The sequence below is a fragment of the Anaerolineaceae bacterium oral taxon 439 genome (assembly GCA_001717545.1).
Taxonomy (GTDB): Bacteria; Chloroflexota; Anaerolineae; order Anaerolineales; family Anaerolineaceae; genus Flexilinea.
In genome coordinates this window covers 1,949,496-1,970,027 of record CP017039.1, presented here as the reverse complement: position 1 = coordinate 1,970,027, position 20,532 = coordinate 1,949,496, and the positions used below count along the sequence as shown (strand labels likewise).

Sequence of the window (20,532 nt, the reverse complement as noted above, 5' to 3'; positions counted from 1 at the left end):
GAGCCCTCGCCTCCGGTCCAAGCGTTTTGCCGCCGGCTATTTAAGAAGATTCGGCAGGTTGAAGTTCGCAATAATCGGGGCAAACGTCGACGCGACGAGCGACATAACCGTGATCAGCGTGTTGATCGACGGGCCGGCGGTATCCTTGAACGGATCGCCGACGGTGTCGCCGATGACGCCGGATTTATGGGCCTCGGAACCCTTCCCGCCGCATTCGCCGGTCTCGATGAATTTCTTCGCGTTATCCCAGAGACCGCCGGAATTCGACATGAAGAGGGCGAAGATAACGCCGACGATAATCGCGCCGCCGAGGAACCCGGTCAGGCCGGTCGGGCCGAGAACGAACCCGACGATCAACGGGAGCACGATCGCGATAATCGCGGGCCAGATCAGCGACGTCAGCGCGCCTTGGGCGGCCAGACTGATACAGCGATTGTAATTCGGTTTGACCTTCCCTTCGAGGATGCCCGGCTCGGCACGGAATTGCGCGCGGATTTCTTCGATCATTTTAAACGCGCCGCCGGTAACGGAGAGCATCAGCAGCGCCGAGAACAACGGCGGGCAGATACCGCCGATAAAGAGCCCGGCGAGGATAAGCGGATCGACGATGGATAAGACGCTGCGGTCGAAGCCGCCGCCCATCGCCTGGTTAATTTCGCTGATGAACGCTGCGAAGAGCGCCAGAACGGTCAGCGCGGCCGCGGCGATCGAGAAACCTTTGGTGATGGCTTTCGCCGTGTTCCCGGCGGAGTCCAGGATGTCGCAGCGGTCGATAACTTCCTGATCCATCGAGGACATTTCCGCGATACCGCGGGCGTTATCCACAATCGGGCCATAAGCGTCGGCGGAAACGATCATGCCGGAAACGGCAAGCATCCCGACCGAAGCGATCCCAACGCCGTAAATTCCGGCGTCAAAGTTGATATTGCCGCCGGCGGCGAAGAAGGCAACGATCATCGCGACGACGATTCCGACGATCGACGGAACGATCGAAACGAGACCGTAGGAGATCCCGGCGATAATCGTAATCGCGGGCCCCGATTTCGAGTATTCAGCGGTCAATTTGACCGGCGCGTATTCGTCCGAAGTAAAGAATTCGGTCGTCTGTCCGATAATAACGCCGACGGCAGTCCCGACAACGATCGCCCAGATAAAGCCGTTCGCGATTCCCGGCGTCAGCAGGATCGCAATCGCCATCAGGACCGCGAAAATGGCGCAGGTTAAAATGGTACCCAGATTGAGCGCTTTGCTCGGTTTCCCATTTTCTTCAACTTTGACGAAGTAAGAACCGATAATGGAAGCGAGAATCCCCAGTCCGCAGAGGAGCAGCGGCAGCGTCGTGTAAAATTCGTCCCTCATCGCGGCGCCGAGAAGCATCGCGGCGACGGAAGCGGCGACGTAGCTGTCGAAAATATCGCCGCCCATGCCGGCGACATCGCCGACGTTATCGCCGACGTTATCCGCAACGACGGCGGGGTTGCGCGGATCGTCTTCCGGAATCCCGACTTCGACTTTTCCGACAAGATCGGCGGCAATATCAGCTGTTTTCGTATAGATACCACCGCCAGCTTTTGCGAGCAGCGCGAACGAAGACGCGCCGAGTGAATACGCGAGAACGAGCTGCGCGTCTTTGGTAATCAGGTAAATAATGCTCATGCCGATTGTCGCGATCCCGACGACCGCGAAACCCATCACTGCGCCGCCGCGGAACGCGACGTTGAACGATTTATTCAGGTCTGTTTGAGCGGCGACGGCGCTGCGGACGTTCGCGCGGACGGCGATTTCCATGCCCATGTAGCCGGCGGCAGCAGAGCAGATCGCGCCGATCAGGTAGCAGATCGCGGTTTCAAGCCCGCGGCCGTGCTCGATGCTGTAAACGACGAAGAGGAAGACCGCCATGATCGCCGCAACGATAATCAGCGCGGTGTACAGCTTTTTCAGGTACGCCTGAGCGCCTTCATGGATCCAGCGGGCGACTTCGCGGGACCGATCCGTCCCGTCGTCCTGTTTGCTGACCCAATAGAACAGGTATGAACCGAGACCTAACGATCCAATACCGCAGATCAAACTAAAAACTAACCATGCAACCGTATTACTCATTTGATACTCCTGCAGTTATGATGAATTTTGAGCGTTTGCTCTGTGTAAAATTTTGCTCGAGAACCGGCTCAGCTTGAATAACGTCCCGGTTTTCTCAAGCTATCCGCTACCAGTACATATTATAACATAATCCGCGGGCTTTCCTTCTCGCTTTTTTCTGGTTTTTTTACCGATGACTGAATCTCGACTGTCCGCGTCGCAGCCGCTTTCTGAAACGCCCGGTCATGTTCAACGAAGATCATTGTCGGTCCGAAGCGCAGGATCAGCTGCTCGATCTGCATCCGCGAATAAATATCGACATAATTGAGGGGTTCGTCCCAGACGTACAGGTGCGCCCGTTCGCAGAGGCTTTTCGCGATCAGGACTTTCTTTTTCTGTCCGAGCGAATACGTCGCGATATCGGTTTCATATTGAGCCCGGCCGAAATCCAGCTTGCTCAGCAGCGAATTGAACAGGATTTTGTCGAGAGCGTGATGGGTCGTGAATTCGTTCAGCGATCCGGATAAGCCGGTCGGATCCTGGGGAACGTAAGAAATGATCAGTCCCGAGGCGAGACGGAGCGTTCCGCTGTAAGAGATATCCTGCCCCAACAGCAATTTTAACAAACTGCTTTTCCCGCTGCCGTTCTTTCCGGCCAGCGCCAGACGTGCGCCCTGGTCGATCTCGAACGAAACCGGCCCGCAGACAGGTTTCTCATCAGAATAAATCGTTATGTTTGAAAATTGCGCCAGCGTTTGCGCATGGTGCGGAAGCGGGGTGATTTTCAGGTCATCCGCCCTTTCGACGTTTTTCAACAGCGCTGATTTTTCTTCGATCGCTTTCTCCTGCCGCGCGCTGATCGCGGTTGACCGCTTCATCATTTTGGCGGCTTTATGACCGATGTAGCCGCGATCGACCGGGCCGTTCCCGGTTTTCATCGATTCGACGCGATCCGACCAGGCCGCGGTTCGCCGCGCCGCTTCGTGTAACCGACGGATTTCTTTACGGAGCTGTTCGTTTTGCGCCGTTTCGTAAGCCTGCCGGTCTTCAAAAGCCTTCATCCAGGTCGAAAAATTCCCGTTTTGAACGTCGATCGACGTTTTATTCAACGACAGGATATGATCCACGCAGTCGTCCAGGAAGGCGCGGTCATGCGAGACGAGGATAAATCCTTTCTTCCGTTTCAAATATGCGGCGACAGTTTTGCGCGCGTTAAGATCGAGATGATCCGTCGGTTCGTCGATCAATTGAAACCGGCCTTCATTTAAGAAGAATGCCGCCAAAAGGACTTTTGTCTGCTCGCCGTTTGAAAGCGTATCGAAGCGCCGGTTAAGAATATCCGCGTCGACCTCCAGATAAGCGAGCTCACGCAGAAGCTCCCATTCCCGCGCTGTCGGGCTGATATTGGCCATAATTTCGAGGACGGGGCGTTTTTTATCCGGAACCGGGCAGGGAAAATAATCGAATTTTACCGAGCTGATGATTTGCCCGTTGTATTTGTATTTATCGAGAAGTAAATTCAGTAATGTTGTTTTGCCCCGACCGTTCCTGCCGACAAGGCCGAGTTTCCAATCCGTATCGATCCGGAAGCTGCAATTCTCAAAAATATTTCGGTATATTCCAGGGTACGCGAAAGTCAGATTTTCAACTTTAATCATTGCCATAATATTACGTTCCATATCAAAAAAGAAAAGAGCCGCAAGAAAACAAACATCTTTCGGCTCTTTAACAAGGACGGGTTTAAACACCATTTATGGCGGAAAACATTCAGGAGCGGAGGGGTTCGCTTTCTTGCAGAGGCGCGGCGGGACTCTGAAAAAATGTCAGACCTGCCGAAAGACCTCGTTATTTACAAGAAAAGCCATTCATCCGTTTCACCTCATTGATTTATGATTTCACATTTTACCATATGCGGCCCGGCTGGCAGTGTTTTATTTTCCGCGGGATGTCCCGCTGATCATGCGGAAATATTGCGCTGATTTTGATTCAAGCGGCTGTGGGAACATGCGTAAATTGTTTTAACGGCGCGTTCGATCTGAAAATTCTGAGCTATTAGCTCGGAGTTTTCAGAAATGGCTATGCTAAAGTTAAAAAATCTTATGCGGGGTGGATGACCCTGAAAAGCGAACCGCCGCCGAACAACTCCGGTCGGTCCAAAATATGTCCACAAAGTAAAGTCGAAGAAAGAGAGGCACGATGAAAAATTTTTTTCTCAGTCTTATCGTTCTGATTGCCGCTGTGATCTTTCCCTCCCTGAACGCCGCGGCTGACGATTCCGGTTCCTCCGGCAGCGAAGGGCTGGATTACGTCCTGTCACAGCTCGATCCAGCTTACGCGAAGGCGCTCGAAGAGCTTCGCGGCGGCGACCCGATCGCGAACGGAACCCAGAGCGAAACCGTCCGCACGGTTCAAACAATGTTCAACGAGTTTGGTTTTAATTTACCGCTGACCGGCGGATTTTACAACCAGTCAATGGGCGCGCTTCAAACGCTGGAGGCGACGTTTGGGGCAAAGAAAACAGATTTGCTTGACGCCGATACGCTGGAGCGGCTGATGGCATATCTGCTTTATTACCGGGCCGCGGTTAACGAAACTTCGGAAGGTAAAGAATTCCCGAATACGCCGGGCTTCGCAGAACTGGAGCGGAACATGGTCCAGGAAATCGCTTCCAACGATCATCGGTACCTGATCGGCTGCGCTTATGAAATGGCTGGATCCTACTGGGAGGCGTATCAGGCTTTCAAAAATGCTGACACGGACGACGCGCGGACGAGAATGGACAGCTGCGAACAGTCCTGGCCCGCGAACGGAGAAATTTACCGCGATCCGAACTTCTACGGGACCAACGCCGTCCTTCATATCAAAATCGGAAAAAGCGATTCGCTTGGCGTCATGGTCAAGATCTTCCGCGGGGAGGATAACGTTTCGTCGCTTTTCCTCGGGAAAGGCGATACCGTAACCGCTTATCTCGCCGGGGGATCGAAGTATCAGATCAAGCTCGGAGCCGGCGAAAAGTGGTTCGGAGTAAAAGACGCGTTCGGAGAAATCGGAAATTACGAAGTTATGACGTATGATGACGGTTCTGACAAAATCCTGCTGGATGCCGGATATATCTACACGCTGAACATTAATACAACGACGCCGGTTCCAGGCGATCCGGTGGATTCGGACGACATTCCATACAAGACTTTTTAGTTGGAATACGATGAAATCGGAAAATTCGAAATAAAAAAAGGAAGAAGGATCAGCATGAAAAAAAGTTTAATCATTGTCTTTTCGTTTTTGGTTGTTATGCTCGCTGCCGGTTCGGTCTTTGCTGATGAAGGGGGAACGATTTTCCCGTGGCAGCGCGATCAGTATACGATAGAGGTGACGCACCTGATCATCCATCCCGTTTTGCCGGAGGCTTTCATGAAGCCGGATCATCTTGTCGTTATGGTCCTGATGGAAAGTCTTGACGGGGAAATTTCCAAAGATCTCATCAACAAGAAAAAAGGAGATTTTATATTTTCTGTTCAGGATCAGAATCAGGTTGTTGAATATAAACCCTATCTGGCGATTACGCATATTGATCCTAAAGGTGATTCTTTCTCGATTGAAGACGCCCTTGCCATAGACACCGTTGCCATATTCGGATACGTTTACGACCTGGAAGATCGGGGCGTCGAAGCGTTGGAAAATGCAAAATTGCTGATCCCGACGGAGAAAAAAGGCGAAAGAATTTCGGTCAGAATGAATCTGCTGGAACCGATAGAGAATGTCGACGTCACCGGGGCGTTGGAAAAATCGAAGGAAGACAAAGAAGAGGCCGAAACGGAATAGATTCCGGCGGAAGACGAGATTTGCAATAAATCAGGCAGAAATACAGGAGGATAACATGGGTGTGCTCGCAATTGTGCCGGTTTTTATCGGATGGCTTGTCTGGCAGAAAACAGGAAATATCATATTCGGGGCGTTAGCCGGCGTGATCCTGGAAGGAATCCTCGCCGCCTTTTTTGGAAAATCGAAGGAATGATGCCATGAAAAAACGACTCGCAGTATGGTTATGCTGCTTCCTTGCAGCGTCGATATTCGTTTCAAACGTTTCCGCCGAGGGAACAGCCATTACTGAATTCAATTGGGGCTACTGGGGATATTTTGAGATAACCATTGATCCAGCCGCCGCAGATGACATGAAAATGGCTCGGGTTATCATCTTCGGCGATGAAGATGAGAAGATCGATCTCAGCAATTTCGATCCGGCAACCCTTTCCCTCGAAGCCGTTTGCGACGGAAAGACGATCCAAGGGACCCGGTTTTCACCCGGATTCGATCCGCAATCGGAGTTTCCAATCGTTTATTCATTGCTGATCTGCAAGAACGACCTGCAGGCGGTCAGACTTACGATTACCAATCCGAAAACCGAAATCGTGCTTCCATATAATTTATACGGGAAATTCCCTGCAGACAATGACGAAGCGCCGGAAAATCCGTTCGCGGAATTCGCGGGCGACTGGAAAGGGCTTGTTCCGGAAATGAATATTGCTCTGGAATTTACGATCAACGAAGATGGAACCGGTTCCTATCGCTTGACGCAGAACGATTATTCGGAAACGTATGACGCGACGCTCGAAGCTGGCGATAAGACCTTCAAGGTCGATCTCCCGGAAAAGAACGCGCTGAATTTAACCGGCTGCGAAGGAGCGTACCGATATACCGACGGAATCTTAACGCTGGACGTGACGACGACGTTCGCGAGCGGACGAAAATTCGCTTATACGATCGACTGCGAACGTGTTGAGACCGCGGACGAGTCGGAGAGCGGCGCTGAAAGCGACGGCTGCGCGAACGTCATGGGGGTTCGGAATATCGACCAGAAGAACAACGTATTCGATTTTATCGATCTCGACACGAACGAAAAAATCAGATATGAAAAACTCTTCGCGGACGGTAAAGAAATTCAGGCGTTCTCCGCGCTGAACGAGAAGAAACCGATGGTGCTCCTGTTTTTCGATAAGAGCGAGTTGGAATTCAACAGCGACGGCAGCCTGAAGCAGTTCAGCATTTCGAACGTCTCGCTCCAATCGGGAGACGATGAAATCTGTTATTCGCTGGAAGACGGCGTGCTGACGATTCTCGGAAAACGCGAATAACCGTCATCATCTCGGAACCGGGTAAAGCCGGAAGACCGGAAACCTGCCGGCTTTACCGTAATCGAAAATTTATCATGAAGGAGAAAAACCATGGACGTAAACGTATCGGTAAAAATCAACGCATCCCCGGAACAGGCATGGAGCGTTTTCAAGGACAAAACACGCTGGGTCGATTGGTATGGCGTACCGATCGAAGAAGCGGATTGGCGCGAGAACGGATCGGTCCGCTACGGCGGGCAATACGGCGGCGTCAGCGGGCTGGCGAACTATCGCGAGGCCGGAAATGTCACTATCGTCGGTCATTGGGCGGACGATACCTATTCGGTTCGTGCGGACGGAAACGGCTGCGTTTTTTCTAAAAGGATCTGTCCGAAAAACGGCGCAAATTTTACCGCCAGCGGTTATCCGAACGAATGCAAAAAGCAGCAGGATTATCTCGATAAATTCCGCGATATTGTCGAAAAAGAATACCCGCGGCAGGGATCAGCCCTGACGGGAGAAAAACCGTCCGGACCCGCGAAACCGGCGAACGGCGCAAGCAAATCCGCCGCGCAAAAGGACAAAACGAATCCGCGGGGACAAAAAGGATTCTCGATCCTGAATATCGCCACCGGCGTGGTATTCGTGATCGCGAGCGTCATGATGTTTGCCGATCCTTCGACGCTGCCCGGTCCGTTTATCGCGATTCCGATCGGGCTGCTGTTCTGGATCGTCGGCGCGAAGACGCTCAAAAAGGTAAATGGCGGAATTTATGCGCACGAAGAAAAAGACGTCAGGAAGTTGCTGATCGGCAACACTATCCTGTTCGTTCTATCCTGTCTGATCTGGGGAGCGAGCATCATAATTCCTATGTTGACAATGCGCCGCTGATTTGGATCGAAAAACAGAAGGAGGAAAAATCATGTTAGAGATTATCGGAATTATTCTGCTCTGCCAAAAGAACAGTAAAAACGCCGCGGAACGGGGTAAAAACCGGCCGTTTACGTCGTCCTGACGATTATTCCGTGGGTCGGATTTGAATTTATCGGCGTACGCCTCGGAAACGCAGCCGATTTGGGAATAGGAGCTTCTTAATGCGTTGGCGCTGTTTTTCGCGCTGATCGGCGGGGGGATTTCGTATCTGATCGCGAAGTCGGGCGACGTTAAACCTGCCTTAGATGGGAAATGCAAGGAGGAAAACATGATTAAAGCTTACGGTCAATATTGGAAAGGTTATTTCGATTTCGGTGGAAAGACAAACCGCCGTGATTACTGGCTCGCGGTATTAGCCTGGTTCCTGATCTATATTATATGGATGTTTGCGGGCAGCCTGGTGATCGGCGGATTTATAGATATCCCACAGATGTCAGAGGTACCGACCTATATCGGCTATTTAGAGGCCATATACGGCGTCATCAACGTGATCCCGATGCTCTCGATGGCGGTTCGGCGGCTGAACGACGCCGGCTACGATTGGAAAATCCTGCTTTGGAACCTCTTCCCGTTCTTCGGCCAAATCGCCGTGCTGATCTTCCTCTGCAAGGAAACCGGCGTGGGGCTGGTCGAAAAATGCGCGAGGGAGGGGCATCGCTGGACATACGACCGGGCAAAATGTCTCGAAACCTGCTCCGTCTGCGCCGCGACTCGGCCGAAGCACAATTTTCGGGCGGTTCCGGATCGCTGCATTAATAAATGCACAATCTGCGGAACTGAAACTTTCCGTCCGCATAAAAACGAGCCGACCGACGACCCGGATTTCGTCCGCTGCAAAATCTGCGGACAGTACGCCGTAACGCTGCATCGTTTTACCCACGAAGAGAAAGACGCGCTGAAATTCGCGATCGATATTGGCGTGAAAGCGAATCAGAACCGCTCTCTTGACGAAGTTTATGCGTCCTGCGAGCGTCAGGTGAACAGCCTGAGCCCGGCGTTCGGGCTCGTCGAGCTGACAGCGCTCGCCGTCACCGCCCATCAGGTCAATCAGACGCTCGTCCAGAACGTCCAAAAAACGCAGCTCAATGCGGGGAACATTAACCAAAACGCAGTGGTAAACAGATGCCTGACGGTCGCGATGAACCTGAAAACTGCGATCGATAAAATGGCCGTCATAACCGAAAAGTTCAAGAACCTCACAGGAAACGAAAACGCACAAGCAACGGGAAACGCATCCGCGACGAAGAAGCCGCTCGCGTCGTTCGCCTCCTACGACGAATCGTATCTGGGCTATAAAAAAGGCGGCGTCTGCGACGTCTGCAACAAGGGACTGGATGGGAAAAAGGCTTACGCCGTTCCGAACGACGTTTTCTACGCCTCTCCGGAATACCGGGAGTACATGAAATCCGGTCCGTTCGCCGCTATCACGGGGCACAGGATGACGGACGCGGATATCGATCGCATGCGCGATCAGGATAAATCGCCGGGCAGCGCCGTCTGCGAAGACTGTATTCACATGTTCGCGGACATCAGCGCCGTTACGAACGGCTCGTCCGATTCGAAATATTACGAACGCGACAATATGGGGACTCGCCAGGACAACATGGGACAGGCGACGTCGTACTGGATGATCGAGCGGATGCAGTCCGCGGTGAAACCGCAGTTTACGCTGTTCACCATGCCGTCCTACTCGGCGGGTGAAAAAGCGTTCCTTTCGCTGCCATTTTTTCATAAAGCGGAGGACAGCGGGAAGCTGATCTGCGACCGGTTAATGACGTTCGGGTTGTACGAGGTGAAATCTGACAACAAGACGACCGGGAAATTTGAAGCGATGATTTCCGGGACGGATTTAACGCTCGATGAATTCAATCAGGCGGAATCTGCTTTCAAGGAGAACGGTGGAAAACGGAAGAACAGCAGCGCTCCAGACGCTTCGGTCAAAGCCGAGCCGGTCGTCTTCGGCGACCCAAATCAGGTTCGATTCGAATCTGCTCAAAAAAGCCCTGATGGGAAATATACCTATGAATACTACAAGGGCGCGAGTCAGCCTGACGCGTTGGCTTTTCTGAAGACAAAAACCGTCGACAAACAGTTTTATTATCTGGTCGTCGAGACTCCGGAAGGGGATTTCGGGCGGGATATCAACGGTATATACCGTTCATTCCCGCAGAATCAAAACAAGATTCATATCATCTGATCATTTCTGGCGGCAGCCGATATGCGCAAATGGTTTGTTTATCTGGCGATTGGCTTGGGAATCGGAAATGGATTGTTTCAACCAGTCGGAGAGCCCAAGCAGCTTCAATGATTTTTTTAGCCCCGGTGGAGAAGAGAAAACCGGGGCATTCTTCTTTTTATTTCTCGATTCGCGAAAGCTCGTCCGAATCGAAGATCAGCGCGGGGATCGGATATGGGGAAATTTCGGGTTTCATCGTCCAATTCATTCCTTCATCCGCTCCCCCGAATATTTTCCGGACTTCAGAGAGCGACCTCAGCCGTTCGTCGCTCATCGGAACGATATTCAGGAGCGTCCCTCCGTTCCAGACGGTCGCTCCTTTTATTGCCGTCGTCTCTAAAAAGACGGAATCTGATATCAACCGGCCTGCGCCAAGAAGATGACTGATCGCGCCGGGCGGATAAGCCGCGTTCTGAATATAATGCATCCCCTGGATCATTCCGGAATTCAGCGTTCGCGTAATGATGCCCTCGTTGTTAAAGGCGGATATTCCGCCGACGAGGGACGGTCCGCTGATCCGGCCTGAGTTTGCTGCGTCGCTGATGTAGCCGCTGTTCGCTCCGGCGATCCCGCCGGAGTTACTGTCTGATTCGTTACGGCTTCCGTTGTTTTCGATCGTAATCGAGGCTGAATTGAAAACATGCCGGACGATTCCGTCTTCGTTAACACCGAGGATTCCGCCGGCGCCGCTTTCGAAAACGACGTCGGCGTAGATTTCTCCGTCAAGAACGGCGCAGTTCTCGATCAGGCTGAGGCTGTTGATTCCGACGATGCCGCCGACTCCGGTGTATGTCGTCGGCTCAACCAGTCGGATCTCGGGATTGACAAGGATGATATTTCGTATTGCGGCGTGACTGATATATCCGAAAATCCCGGCGGTATTGCCGCTTGAAATAGAAAGTCCGTGGATCCGGTGACCTTTGCCGTCGAACGTTCCGGTGAACGGAGCGTCTTTGGAACCGATGGGCTTCCAGCTTTCGACGTCGCTCAGGTCAAGGTCTTTCGTGAGGACGTATTTTCCGCCGGGATTGTTTCGAATCAGGTTGAGGTCGTCGATCGTCGATATGAACGTTTCGGGTTTGTTGACCATCAGATTTAATTCGACCAGCGTTTGAACGCGTCCGTTTTCGTTCGATCCGGTCAGAAAAATCGGATAGATTCCGGGCTGCGCGATCGATTCCGATACGGTCAGGATCCATTCGTCCGCGCCGTCCTGATTCGGGGAATCGTCAGGCTGAGCGACTTCAATTTCGATCGGATTCCCTTTCAAGGCAACGCTGTCGACGTTCGTCAATTCCAGTGGGAAACTCAAGGCTTCGCCGAAATTGCCTTTAAGCCGAATTTCTTCCGGCGCGTACGGCGCCGCGTTTAAATCGATCTGATTCAACGATCGCGCTTCCGCCGATTCGGCGCCGACCGTTTTTCGAACGGTCTGGTTTCCTTTCGCGACGACGATCGTATATTTCTGGAATGCCGGGAGAGATAACGTTGCTTTCCCGGACGAATCCGGTATATACCAGTGATGATAATCTGCTGAAACAGCGGCATTCTGGATGGGTTTTCCGTTTTCGAGCGCCTGAACGCGGATCGAAATTTCGGCTGCCTCGACGACCGCGAGCGTTTGGGCGGCTGGGTCGACGCGTTCCCGGAGGTCCGGCCGCGGAAGGATGAATTTCAGCAGGATCAGCGTTCCGAGGAGGAACGCGCCGATAAACGCTGCCGCAAAACGGATTTTTTCTTTTTTTGGAATCGGATTCAGCAAGCGGGTGATCTCTTTGGATAGCGCGATAGCGGATGGGAAGCGTTTGTCCGGCGAAACGTCGGTGCAGCGGGAGGCAATCCGAACCAGGGCGGGATCACCCGGGAAAGTAAAAGCGTCTCCGGTCGCGAGAAAATTTATCAGTCGGCCCAGAGAAAAAATGTCGCTGCGGGTATCGGTTGACCGGAATCCGAGATGCTCCGGCGAGGCATATTGGAAACTGCCGATGATTTTCGTGTCGGTCGTTTTCGTCGGATCGTATTCCCGGGAGATCCCGAAATCGATCAGATGGATTTTAACGTCGGGCGAAAGAATAATATTCTGCGGTTTGATATCTTTATAGATAATCGGCGGAGATTGAAGGTGAAGAAAGGATAGAACGTCGCAAACCTGCCGCGCCAAATCCAGCGTTTCCCGAACGGAAAACGGACCGTTGCGGCTGACTCTTTCGGCCAGCGTTTCTCCTTCGACATATTCGCGGATCAGGACGCCTTTGTCCTCGATTTTTTCGAAGCGGATCGCTTTCGGGATGGCCGGATGGCCGAGGCGGGAGAGAAATTTATATTCGGATTTGGCGCTGTTACCGGTGGTCTCGGAAGTTACTTTAAAGATCCGTTTCAGCCCGGTGTTTTTTTCGCGGACAATGAAAACGCTCCTCTCCGGATTTTCGGCTAAAACCGAAAGGCATTCATATTCGTTCTCGAACGGTTCCGGAAGGACGTTCTCCATCTTTCTCTTGAAATCGTCTTCGAATTGTGCGAATGATTCGGGGATATGTCCGTTCATTATCGTATCTCCTTTCCGGAGAAAATTGCCGCAGGAATCGGGCCGTTCGCGAGGCTGCTGTTAAAGATCCAATCAGGATCGGACCCGCTGAAAGATCCTAAAACTGCGAGCATCGCCGGGTCGGTCAAATCGGCTTTGCCGATGGCTCGGACGTTGTCGATAACCCCGCCGCTGAAGATCGCTCCGCCGTGGACCGCGCTTCCGAGCGTAAAGAGCGAATCGTAGATATGGCCCGAATCGGAAGTCTGGAAGATGCCGCCGGGCGGGTATTCGCCGACGAGCGGCAGTCCGTAAATTCTTCCGCTGTTAATCGTTCGCGAGATCGTCGCGTTCGCCAACGCGGTAATTCCGCCGGTCAGGTGGCGTCCGTAAATAGCGCCTTCGTTAGCGCAGTTCCGGATATATCCGACGCCGATCCCGAGAATCCCGGCGGTATTATATAAAACTGGCTGATCCCAGTCGGTCGTAACCGTTGCGCTATTAAAAAGATTGCTGAGTACGGAACGGTTCATTCCTGCGATGATTCCTGAAGCACCAGCGTTGACCGATGTAATTTCCCCGCCGAAGACGCCGATATTTTCGATCAGCGTGTCGGTGGCCGCGCGGACAACAATCGCGGCTGCGAGCGTTTTTCGCGGGTCGCTGTTGAGGATCCTGATTTTCGGTTCGATAATCCTCAGGTTGCGAATGACTGCGTTTTGCGTGGCGCCGAAAAAGGAGACCCCGTTTTCGTTTTTCTCCAATTCGGTTTTTGTTATCGCGAAGCCTCGGATCGCGAATCCGCCGCCATCAAAAAAGCCTTTCCAGGGATATTGATCCGTTCCGATCGGCGTCCAGTTTTCAATTGAGCTCAGATCGAGATCATTCATCAGGCGATACGATCCCGAGAGATTCCGGCGCATTCCGTCGAAATCCTCAAAAGTGTAAATCGGGGTGGGTTCCCGCTCCGGAAGGTTAAGAATACCGATCGTCGTCTCAGCCGATCCCGCCGGATTGGCGGCCCGAAGCTTAAAATAATGAAAGAATTTCTGATGATGATCTTTCGGGAGACGGATCAGGAATTCGCCGTTTTCCTCGGTAATCTCGGCTCCGGAGAATTCGGATTCGAAAGCGGCTTCGTCCGCGTTTGAGACGGGGTAAAGCAGCGTAGTTCTGTCTCGAAGGTCGGTTCCGTTAACGATCAGGATTTCGGGAGCTTCCGGCGCGGCGTCGAGGTCGATCGTCAGGTTCCCGTCGGATACCTCTTTCGGCGTGAGCGTTCTTTGAACCTGACGGTTCCCTTTAACGACGGTAACTGTGTCGAACTTCGTCGAAGCAAGGGTTAACACTTCGTTATCGGCAGATACCCAGTTCGTCCCGTCGGCTGAACCGCTGAATCCTGAAACAGGGGCGCCCGACGAAGTCAGCCGGATTTCAATTTGTCGGAGTTCGGAGCTCTGCGTGGTTTCCCCTGCCGCATTTATGAAATTCGTTTGCCTGCTCTTTTGGGAAATCTGAAACAGTTTTTGGCTGAAGTAAAATCCGGAGGACCCGAATCCCAGAAGGATCAATGCGCAGAGAACGCCGAGCAGGATTGCGGAAGAGGCTTTCTTCATAGTAATGGCTCCGATAGTTCATACAGAAAATCATTCGTTTCGTAAATTGAAATACGATGTTCGAGAGCGAATAGAATAATTGCGTCGCGCCGGTTGCGAGGATAAAGCTCGCTCGCGCCGCTGCAATTCAGGAGCCTCTGCGTTTCCTTTATATCAAGTTTCATTCCGAACGCGAGACGGATCGTTTTATCTCTCGACGGTTTTCGTTTCCCGGAAAGAATCTGATAAAAGTAGTCTCCGTTAATTCCGGAATCCTCAATGACTTTAGCGTTTTTCAATTCGTATTTCGCGCAAAGATAGGCTAAATAAATCGATAGATCCGTTGATTGAAATAAATCAGAATGCTCTTTGACGAATGAAGAAATATCTCCCGCTTTCAGGAGCATATTATAAAGAAATTCGGTATTTACAGGAGGTTGCAAAGAGTTTCGGTCGGTTTTCATACTGGCTGGCTTTCTTAACTGAGGACCAGATACATCTACAAATTATATCATTAAGTTCCAAGCTGCCTCATCAATGGGATTTCCCGTTCCAATCGGAACTGCTGTGAATAGAGTTCGTAGTAACGTCCGCGCAGCCGCAGCAGCTCGGAATGTGTCCCCGATTCCGCGATTTCGCCGTTTTCGATAACCAGGATCCGGTCGGCGCGCTTGATCGTCGAAAGACGGTGCGCGATGATAAACGACGTCCTCCCGGTCATTAACGTTTCCAGACTGGCGGTGATCATCTTTTCCGTGATCGTATCGACGGAGCTCGTCGCCTCGTCGAGGATGAACAGCTGTGGATCCTTCAGGATTGCGCGGGCAATACTGATCAGCTGCTTCTGGCCGACGGAAAGCAGCGCGCCGTCTTCTCCGACCTGCTCGTCGTACCCGTTCGGGAACGAACGGATAAAATCGTCGGCGCCTGCCTGAACCGCGGCGGTCACGATTTCTTCATCCGTTGCGTTGAGTTTCCCGTAGCGGATATTGTCGCGGATCGTCCCAGAGAAGAGATGCGGCGTTTGCAGCACGATCCCGAGCCTGGATTGATACGAGGAAAGTTCAAATTCGCGGTAATCGTTCCCTCCGACCGCGATTTCTCCTTCCGTCGGTTCGTAGAAGCGCGCGAGGAGATTGACGAGCGTCGTTTTTCCGCCGCCGGTCGAGCCGACGAGCGCGATGACTTCGCCGGGCTGGACCGTCAGGCTGACGTTTTTCAGGACGAGCGTCCGATCCCCGTCGTCATAACGGAACGATACGTTCCGGAATTCGATTTCTTTCTTAAGCGAGTCGATCGGTTTCGCGTCAGGGCGGTCGGCGATCGTCGCTTCGGTATCCATGAGCGACAGGTAACGTTCTCCGGATGCGATCGCCTGCTGCGCCTCGCCGAGAACGCGCGTGAGCTCCTGTATGGGCCATTGGAGCATCGTGAAATACGAGATAAAGGATTTGATCCCTCCGATCGTGAGTCCGCCGATTTTGAACTGGGTCTTACTTCCCCAAAGGACGAGCGTCAGCGTGAAAAACAGGAGGAACTGGATTAGCGGATTCAGAATCGCGTTCCATCGCGTCGCGGAGTAGGAAGCGTGAAATCTGGCTTCGGTTATTTTTTCGAAATCATGTAAATTCCGCTCTTCGCGGCGAAGCGCCTTGACGACGCGGATCCCGGTCAGGTTTTCGTTGAGCGACGCCGTCATGAGCGAGTTCTGTTTCCGGGCTTCGCGCTGGTCCCTGAGGATCCGTTTCCGGATTTCCCATCCGACCCAGACCTGAACGGGGATCATCGTCAGCGCGATCAGCGCCAGTTTCCAATTGACGGCGGTCATGAAGCCAAGGATGACGATAACGTGAATGATCGCGAACGAGCCGTCGAAGAGACCCCAGGTCAGGACGTCCGTGATTCTTGTCGTGTCAGACGTGATTCGCGAGAGGATCCAACCGGCCGGCGTCCGAGAAAAATAGGATAATTGCAGCGTGTGCAGGTGCCGGAAGGCGGAGGCACGCAGCGCTTTTTCCATATCCAGCGAACATTTCCCGGTCAGGATGACCGAAAGGAGGTTTACCACGATCAGGATGACAATCACGCCGACGAGGAGCGTAAAGAAATGCCAGAGCATGTCGATATCGCCGGGAATGACGGCCTGATCCGTGATTTTCTGATGTAAAAACGTGATCAGGTTGTCGAAAACCGACGCCAGGAGATTCAGCGCGACCGACAGCGTCAGCAATCCCCAGTACGGCCTGACGATCAGGAGGATCCGCCCGAGGACGTTCCTGGAATCTTCGTTGACGACGTCGGATCGGACCTTAATGGTTTCGCTCATGCTTCTGTTTCCCTGTTCAGCTCATCTTCGAGCTCGTTTTCTATCTGCGCTTGTACGTTGAGCATCTCGCGGTAAAGTCCCGGCTCATGCGATAAAGTCTGGTGCGTCCCCAGCTGGACCAGGCTGCCGTTCTTCATGACGAGAATCAGGTCCGCGGTCAGGACGGATTGGACGCGATGGGTCACGCTGAGAATTGTTTTCCGCCTGGTGGATCGGGCCAGCGCTTCGTTGATCCGGTTTTCTGTCGCGGCGTCGATCGCGGAAGTTGCGTCGTCGAACAGGATAACCTGCGGATCGCGGAGAAGCGCGCGGGCGATCGTCATCCGCTGCTTCTGGCCGCCGGAGAGCGTTACGCCGCGTTCGCCGACCGTCGTTTCGTATCCATTCTCGAATCCGACGATGACGTCATGAATCGCGGCAATTTTCGCGGCGGCTTCGATTTCGTCCCGGGCGATCGGGCGGTCGGCCCCGAGCGCGATATTTTCGGCGATGGTGCGGCCGAAAAGAAAAGGCTCCTGATCGACGACGGCGATTTCGCGGCGAAGGTAAGTCCGCGGAATTCGCGCCAGCTCGATGTCGTCTAAAAAGATCTGACCCTGCTGGCAGTCATAATACCGGAGCAGCAGGTTGAATAAGGTTGTTTTACCGGAGCCGGTCAGCCCTAAAATCCCGACCGTTTGGCCGGGCTCGACGGTAAACGAGACGTTTTTCAGCGTCGGTTTGCTCCCGGGATAGGCGAAAGTCACGTTCCGGAACTCGATTTTCCCGCGTGGCGGCGTCGTGGCGGGGAGCTGATCGCCCGTGTCGAGAGGCTCTTCGGTTTCAGCGATGATCATGATGACGCGCTGCATGCTGACCATGGCCCGGGAAGCGCGGACGATCAGCTGGCCCATGGTTCGAATCGGCCAGACGATCAGGTTAACGCAGGCCATTGCGGCGATGAAGTCGCCGACGCTGATCTTGCCGCCGACCGTGAGGCAGGCGCTGAAGACCAGGCTGACGAGGATTTGGACGCTGCAAAGAATATCGGTCCCTCCCCAGAAAAGGTTTTCGGCGGCCAGTACGCCTTTGCCGGACTGATACTTTTCTTCAAGGAGTTTATCGAATTTCGCGTATTCGTAATTCTGCTGATTGAACGCCTTGATTACGCGGATCCCGGTCAGGTTTTCCTGAACGTCCGACGTGATCCGGCTTTCGCGGTTCTGATAATCTTCGTAAACCCTGCCGACCTTCTGTAACGTGAAAAGCGCGAACCAGAGAATCATCGGTCCGATAATCAGAGATATGAGCGCGATCGTTGGATCGATCCGCCAGAGCGCGTAGAGGTTGGTCGAATACTGAAAAAGGACGCGGGCGATACCGGGAAGATGATCCGAGAAGAAGCGCCGGCCTTCGTCGACGTCCGACGTCGCCCGCTGAATCAGGTCGCCGGTATTCGATTCTGAATGAAAGGCCATCGTCAGCCGCTGCGTCCGGTCGAAAAAAAGATCGCGGAGCGAGCGGTCGATTTTTTCGCCGACGATCGCTCCTTGGATTGTCCCGAAACAGGTGCAGAGCGCCTGCAGCGCGATCAGCGCGAGCAGGCGTAGGACGAAATACCCGACTCGGAGCTCCGCGGCAGGGTTCATGAGGCTGTCAACGAATTGCCCGATGTTCAGAACGAGCGCAGTATAAAAAACGTTCGCCATTAATCGCAGGAATAATGCGAATCCGTATTTAAAACGATATGGCTTCAGCAGCGAAAACATGTCCGCAAGCTGCTTTGAAACGGGGATTTCGTCAGGTTTTGTCTCGGTCGCTGGATTCATGTAGCTCTCAAATTCGGGTTCCCGTAAATCTTGTTCAATTATAAGCGGCGGCGCGGCGTTCGTCCGCTGCGTTTGCGGTTTATCAGGATTAAACGGCTTTCCGCGCCCGTTCAAAACTGACGTGAATCAGGGCTATAATAGTATCCGATTCGATTCCGACCGGCGGCGTTTGCGGCAGGGTCAGGTTGGGTTTCGGGTGAAGGATCGATTCGCGAGGTATGGAGAAGAGGGTTCGGTGGAAGTTGAAGTTATTCGCTACCCAAACGAGGGAGACTGGACGCGCTGCCTGTTTTTAGCGCGAATTACGCAGGGATCGGAAAAGTTCGCGGTCCCTTCGGAAAGCTGGCGACGAAAACTGATCGCATCGGAACATTCTCCCGCGCGGACTTTAATGTTCACGATTGCGCTTTGGAACGTTCCGTATTTCGTCAGCGTCCATCTCGTCCGGCATAAGTTCGGCGTTGAGCACTATGTTAAAAGTCAGCGTTCGAATCCAGACCGGGCGTCCGTCCGGCAGGACGCGCCGGTCAATCACGTCATGGACCTGAATTTGCAGGCGCTGATGAATATGGCTCGGAAACGATTATGTTTTCACGCTGATCCGGTTACGCGAAGGACGATGGAGGCGGTGAAGGCCGCGGTCTGCGCCTGCGATCCGATTTATCGGGACTTCCTGAATCCGGACTGTGTCTACCGCGGCGGCTGCTACGAGTTTACCAGCTGCGGCTACTATGAGCGGCGGCTCGCCGAAAAGGCGAGGGAAAGAGGATCATGAGTGTTTTGAACGATACGAAGATTTGGGAAATGATCTGCGCCGGGATGATCGACTTTACGAAGTCGGATACCGATCCGGAAACCGTTCGGGCCCAGGTCAATCCGAATACGCTGGATTTAACTCTCGGGCGTTACGCGCGGCTGCCGCTTGATTGCGATCAGCCGATTATTTTTGGAAAAAAACATCATTCCGATCTGTTTTGGGAGCTTCGCGAGATATCCGAAGCGGGGATCCTGCTGCGTCCCGGCGACGTTTTTTTAGGCTCGTCGCGCGAGTATATCGTCATGCCGAAAAATGTCTGCGGACAGGTGTATACCAAGTCGAGCCTGGGGCGCGTTTTTATTAACCACATGATGGCCGGGGTTATCGACGCCGGTTTTGCTGGAACGATTACGCTGGAATTTAAGAATGAAGGGAAGCATGATGTGCTGCTCCCGTTCGGCGCGCGCGTCGTGCAGCTTCAATTCAGCCTGCTTAACGATGATCCGGAGCGGGATTATTCGATGCGCGTGAGCCGGTATCAGGGTCAGACGCTGCCTGAACCGGCCCGCGAGGAGCGACGGGCTGCCGATTGAACCTGATACTGGCGTCTGAATGAATGGATTAAGCGGACTCCGGCGCTGCGCAGCGCTGTGGAATCCGCTTAATCTGTCTTTGGCGATTTATAGCCTGTTTATCAGCGTTCAGATTTTTTCGGCGATTTCTTTTTTCGCTAAATCGATGAACTGATGGAGCGGGATTGCGCCGAGGTTTTCCCCGCTGCGCTTGCGGAGCGCGACGGAATGGCAATCGATTTCCTTATCGCCGAGGACGAGCATATACGGAATTTTCTGGCGCTGCGCGTCGCGGATCTTCGCGTTCATGCGGTCCGAACGAGCGTCGACATGCACCCGCAGCCCGGCCTCGCGCAGCTCGGCGGCGATTTTATTTCCGGCCTCGATATGGCGATCGGCGATCGGGATGATTTCGGCCTGGATCGGGGCGAGCCAGGCGGGGAACGCGCCGGCGTAGTGCTCGATCAGGATGCCGAAGAAGCGTTCGAGCGAGCCGAGGAGCGATGTCGAATGAATGGTTCTATGGACGATATTCGCTGCAGAACCAGGAGGACCTGAATCGAATTTTCGTTATGCAATGGCGGAATGTAT

Annotated in this window: 15 protein-coding genes; 8 read left to right on the top strand and 7 right to left on the bottom strand. The window is 53.2% G+C overall.

Annotated elements, in window-relative coordinates; genetic code table 11:
* Positions 1 to 36 precede the first annotated feature (36 nt).
* Together BEQ56_08810 and BEQ56_08805 are read right to left on the bottom strand one after the other, a co-directional pair.
* Positions 37 to 2,100: a sodium-translocating pyrophosphatase gene (locus tag BEQ56_08810; GenBank protein AOH43566.1), complete on the bottom strand. Its 2,064-nt coding sequence runs from the start codon at positions 2,098 to 2,100 to the stop codon at positions 37 to 39.
* A gap of 119 nt (positions 2,101 to 2,219) precedes the next feature.
* Positions 2,220 to 3,743, bottom strand: coding sequence for an Lsa family ABC-F type ribosomal protection protein (locus tag BEQ56_08805; GenBank protein AOH44478.1), 1,524 nt, complete (start codon positions 3,741 to 3,743; stop codon positions 2,220 to 2,222).
* 532 nt (positions 3,744 to 4,275) lie between these two features.
* On the opposite strand from BEQ56_08805, the gene BEQ56_08800 reads away from it, so the two are divergent.
* The 5 genes from BEQ56_08800 to BEQ56_08780 all read left to right on the top strand — a co-directional run bounded on the left by BEQ56_08800 (position 4,276) and on the right by BEQ56_08780 (position 10,320).
* On the top strand, positions 4,276 to 5,274 hold the full coding sequence (locus tag BEQ56_08800; protein AOH43565.1) for a hypothetical protein: 999 nt from the start codon (positions 4,276 to 4,278) through the stop codon (positions 5,272 to 5,274).
* The gene (locus BEQ56_08795; GenBank protein AOH43564.1) at positions 5,275 to 5,901 is read left to right on the top strand and encodes a hypothetical protein; all 627 of its coding nucleotides are present in this window, start codon (positions 5,275 to 5,277) and stop codon (positions 5,899 to 5,901) included.
* A gap of 197 nt (positions 5,902 to 6,098) precedes the next feature.
* Complete coding sequence (locus BEQ56_08790) at positions 6,099 to 7,211, top strand: hypothetical protein (protein AOH43563.1); 1,113 nt, start codon at positions 6,099 to 6,101, stop codon at positions 7,209 to 7,211.
* 90 nt (positions 7,212 to 7,301) lie between these two features.
* Positions 7,302 to 8,081, top strand: coding sequence for a hypothetical protein (locus BEQ56_08785; GenBank protein ID AOH43562.1), 780 nt, complete (start codon positions 7,302 to 7,304; stop codon positions 8,079 to 8,081).
* Positions 8,082 to 8,289: 208 nt separating this feature from the next.
* Positions 8,290 to 10,320 carry a hypothetical protein gene (locus BEQ56_08780; GenBank protein ID AOH43561.1) on the top strand — a complete coding sequence of 677 codons (2,031 nt, stop codon included), beginning with the start codon at positions 8,290 to 8,292 and terminating at the stop codon, positions 10,318 to 10,320.
* Between the two features lie 157 nt (positions 10,321 to 10,477).
* Here BEQ56_08780 and BEQ56_08775 read toward each other — a convergent pair whose 3' ends face one another.
* Genes BEQ56_08775 through BEQ56_08755 form a run of 5 tightly spaced genes read right to left on the bottom strand, consistent with a single transcriptional unit; the run spans position 10,478 to position 18,726 of the window.
* Positions 10,478 to 12,904: a hypothetical protein gene (locus tag BEQ56_08775; GenBank protein AOH43560.1), complete on the bottom strand. Its 2,427-nt coding sequence runs from the start codon at positions 12,902 to 12,904 to the stop codon at positions 10,478 to 10,480.
* Positions 12,904 to 14,499 (bottom strand): hypothetical protein, encoded by a 1,596-nt coding sequence (locus BEQ56_08770; GenBank protein AOH43559.1) that lies wholly within the window; start codon positions 14,497 to 14,499, stop codon positions 12,904 to 12,906. The genes BEQ56_08775 and BEQ56_08770 overlap by 1 nt, the downstream gene beginning before the upstream one ends.
* Positions 14,496 to 14,942, bottom strand: coding sequence for a hypothetical protein (locus tag BEQ56_08765; GenBank protein ID AOH43558.1), 447 nt, complete (start codon positions 14,940 to 14,942; stop codon positions 14,496 to 14,498). Before BEQ56_08765 ends, BEQ56_08770 begins: the two co-directional genes overlap by 4 nt.
* Positions 14,943 to 14,992: 50 nt before the next feature.
* On the bottom strand, positions 14,993 to 16,804 hold the full coding sequence (locus BEQ56_08760) for a hypothetical protein (GenBank protein AOH43557.1): 1,812 nt from the start codon (positions 16,802 to 16,804) through the stop codon (positions 14,993 to 14,995).
* The gene (locus BEQ56_08755; protein ID AOH43556.1) at positions 16,801 to 18,726 is read right to left on the bottom strand and encodes a hypothetical protein; all 1,926 of its coding nucleotides are present in this window, start codon (positions 18,724 to 18,726) and stop codon (positions 16,801 to 16,803) included. Before BEQ56_08755 ends, BEQ56_08760 begins: the two co-directional genes overlap by 4 nt.
* A gap of 7 nt (positions 18,727 to 18,733) precedes the next feature.
* On the opposite strand from BEQ56_08755, the gene BEQ56_08750 reads away from it, so the two are divergent.
* The 3 genes from BEQ56_08750 to BEQ56_08740 all read left to right on the top strand — a co-directional run bounded on the left by BEQ56_08750 (position 18,734) and on the right by BEQ56_08740 (position 20,499).
* Positions 18,734 to 19,387, top strand: a complete 654-nt coding sequence (locus tag BEQ56_08750; protein ID AOH43555.1) for a hypothetical protein — start codon at positions 18,734 to 18,736, stop codon at positions 19,385 to 19,387.
* Positions 19,384 to 19,962, top strand: a complete 579-nt coding sequence (locus tag BEQ56_08745; GenBank protein ID AOH43554.1) for a dCTP deaminase — start codon at positions 19,384 to 19,386, stop codon at positions 19,960 to 19,962. Before BEQ56_08750 ends, BEQ56_08745 begins: the two co-directional genes overlap by 4 nt.
* A 207-nt stretch (positions 19,963 to 20,169) precedes the next feature.
* Positions 20,170 to 20,499, top strand: a complete 330-nt coding sequence (locus BEQ56_08740) for a hypothetical protein (protein ID AOH43553.1) — start codon at positions 20,170 to 20,172, stop codon at positions 20,497 to 20,499.
* The last annotated feature ends 33 nt before the right edge of the window (positions 20,500 to 20,532 follow it).

Bases quoted from the DNA above. Each gene is read 5' to 3' on its own strand.
- BEQ56_08810 (AOH43566.1), bottom strand. From the start codon at position 2,100: ATGAGTAATACGGTTGCATGGTTAGTTTTTAGTTTGATCTGCGGTATT.
- BEQ56_08805 (AOH44478.1), bottom strand. From the start codon at position 3,743: ATGGCAATGATTAAAGTTGAAAATCTGACTTTCGCGTACCCTGGAATA.
- BEQ56_08800 (AOH43565.1), top strand. From the start codon at position 4,276: ATGAAAAATTTTTTTCTCAGTCTTATCGTTCTGATTGCCGCTGTGATC.
- BEQ56_08790 (AOH43563.1), top strand. From the start codon at position 6,099: ATGAAAAAACGACTCGCAGTATGGTTATGCTGCTTCCTTGCAGCGTCG.
- BEQ56_08785 (AOH43562.1), top strand. From the start codon at position 7,302: ATGGACGTAAACGTATCGGTAAAAATCAACGCATCCCCGGAACAGGCA.
- BEQ56_08775 (AOH43560.1), bottom strand. From the start codon at position 12,904: ATGAACGGACATATCCCCGAATCATTCGCACAATTCGAAGACGATTTC.
- BEQ56_08770 (AOH43559.1), bottom strand. From the start codon at position 14,499: ATGAAGAAAGCCTCTTCCGCAATCCTGCTCGGCGTTCTCTGCGCATTG.
- BEQ56_08765 (AOH43558.1), bottom strand. From the start codon at position 14,942: ATGAAAACCGACCGAAACTCTTTGCAACCTCCTGTAAATACCGAATTT.
- BEQ56_08760 (AOH43557.1), bottom strand. From the start codon at position 16,804: ATGAGCGAAACCATTAAGGTCCGATCCGACGTCGTCAACGAAGATTCC.
- BEQ56_08745 (AOH43554.1), top strand. From the start codon at position 19,384: ATGAGTGTTTTGAACGATACGAAGATTTGGGAAATGATCTGCGCCGGG.
- BEQ56_08740 (AOH43553.1), top strand. From the start codon at position 20,170: ATGGCAATCGATTTCCTTATCGCCGAGGACGAGCATATACGGAATTTT.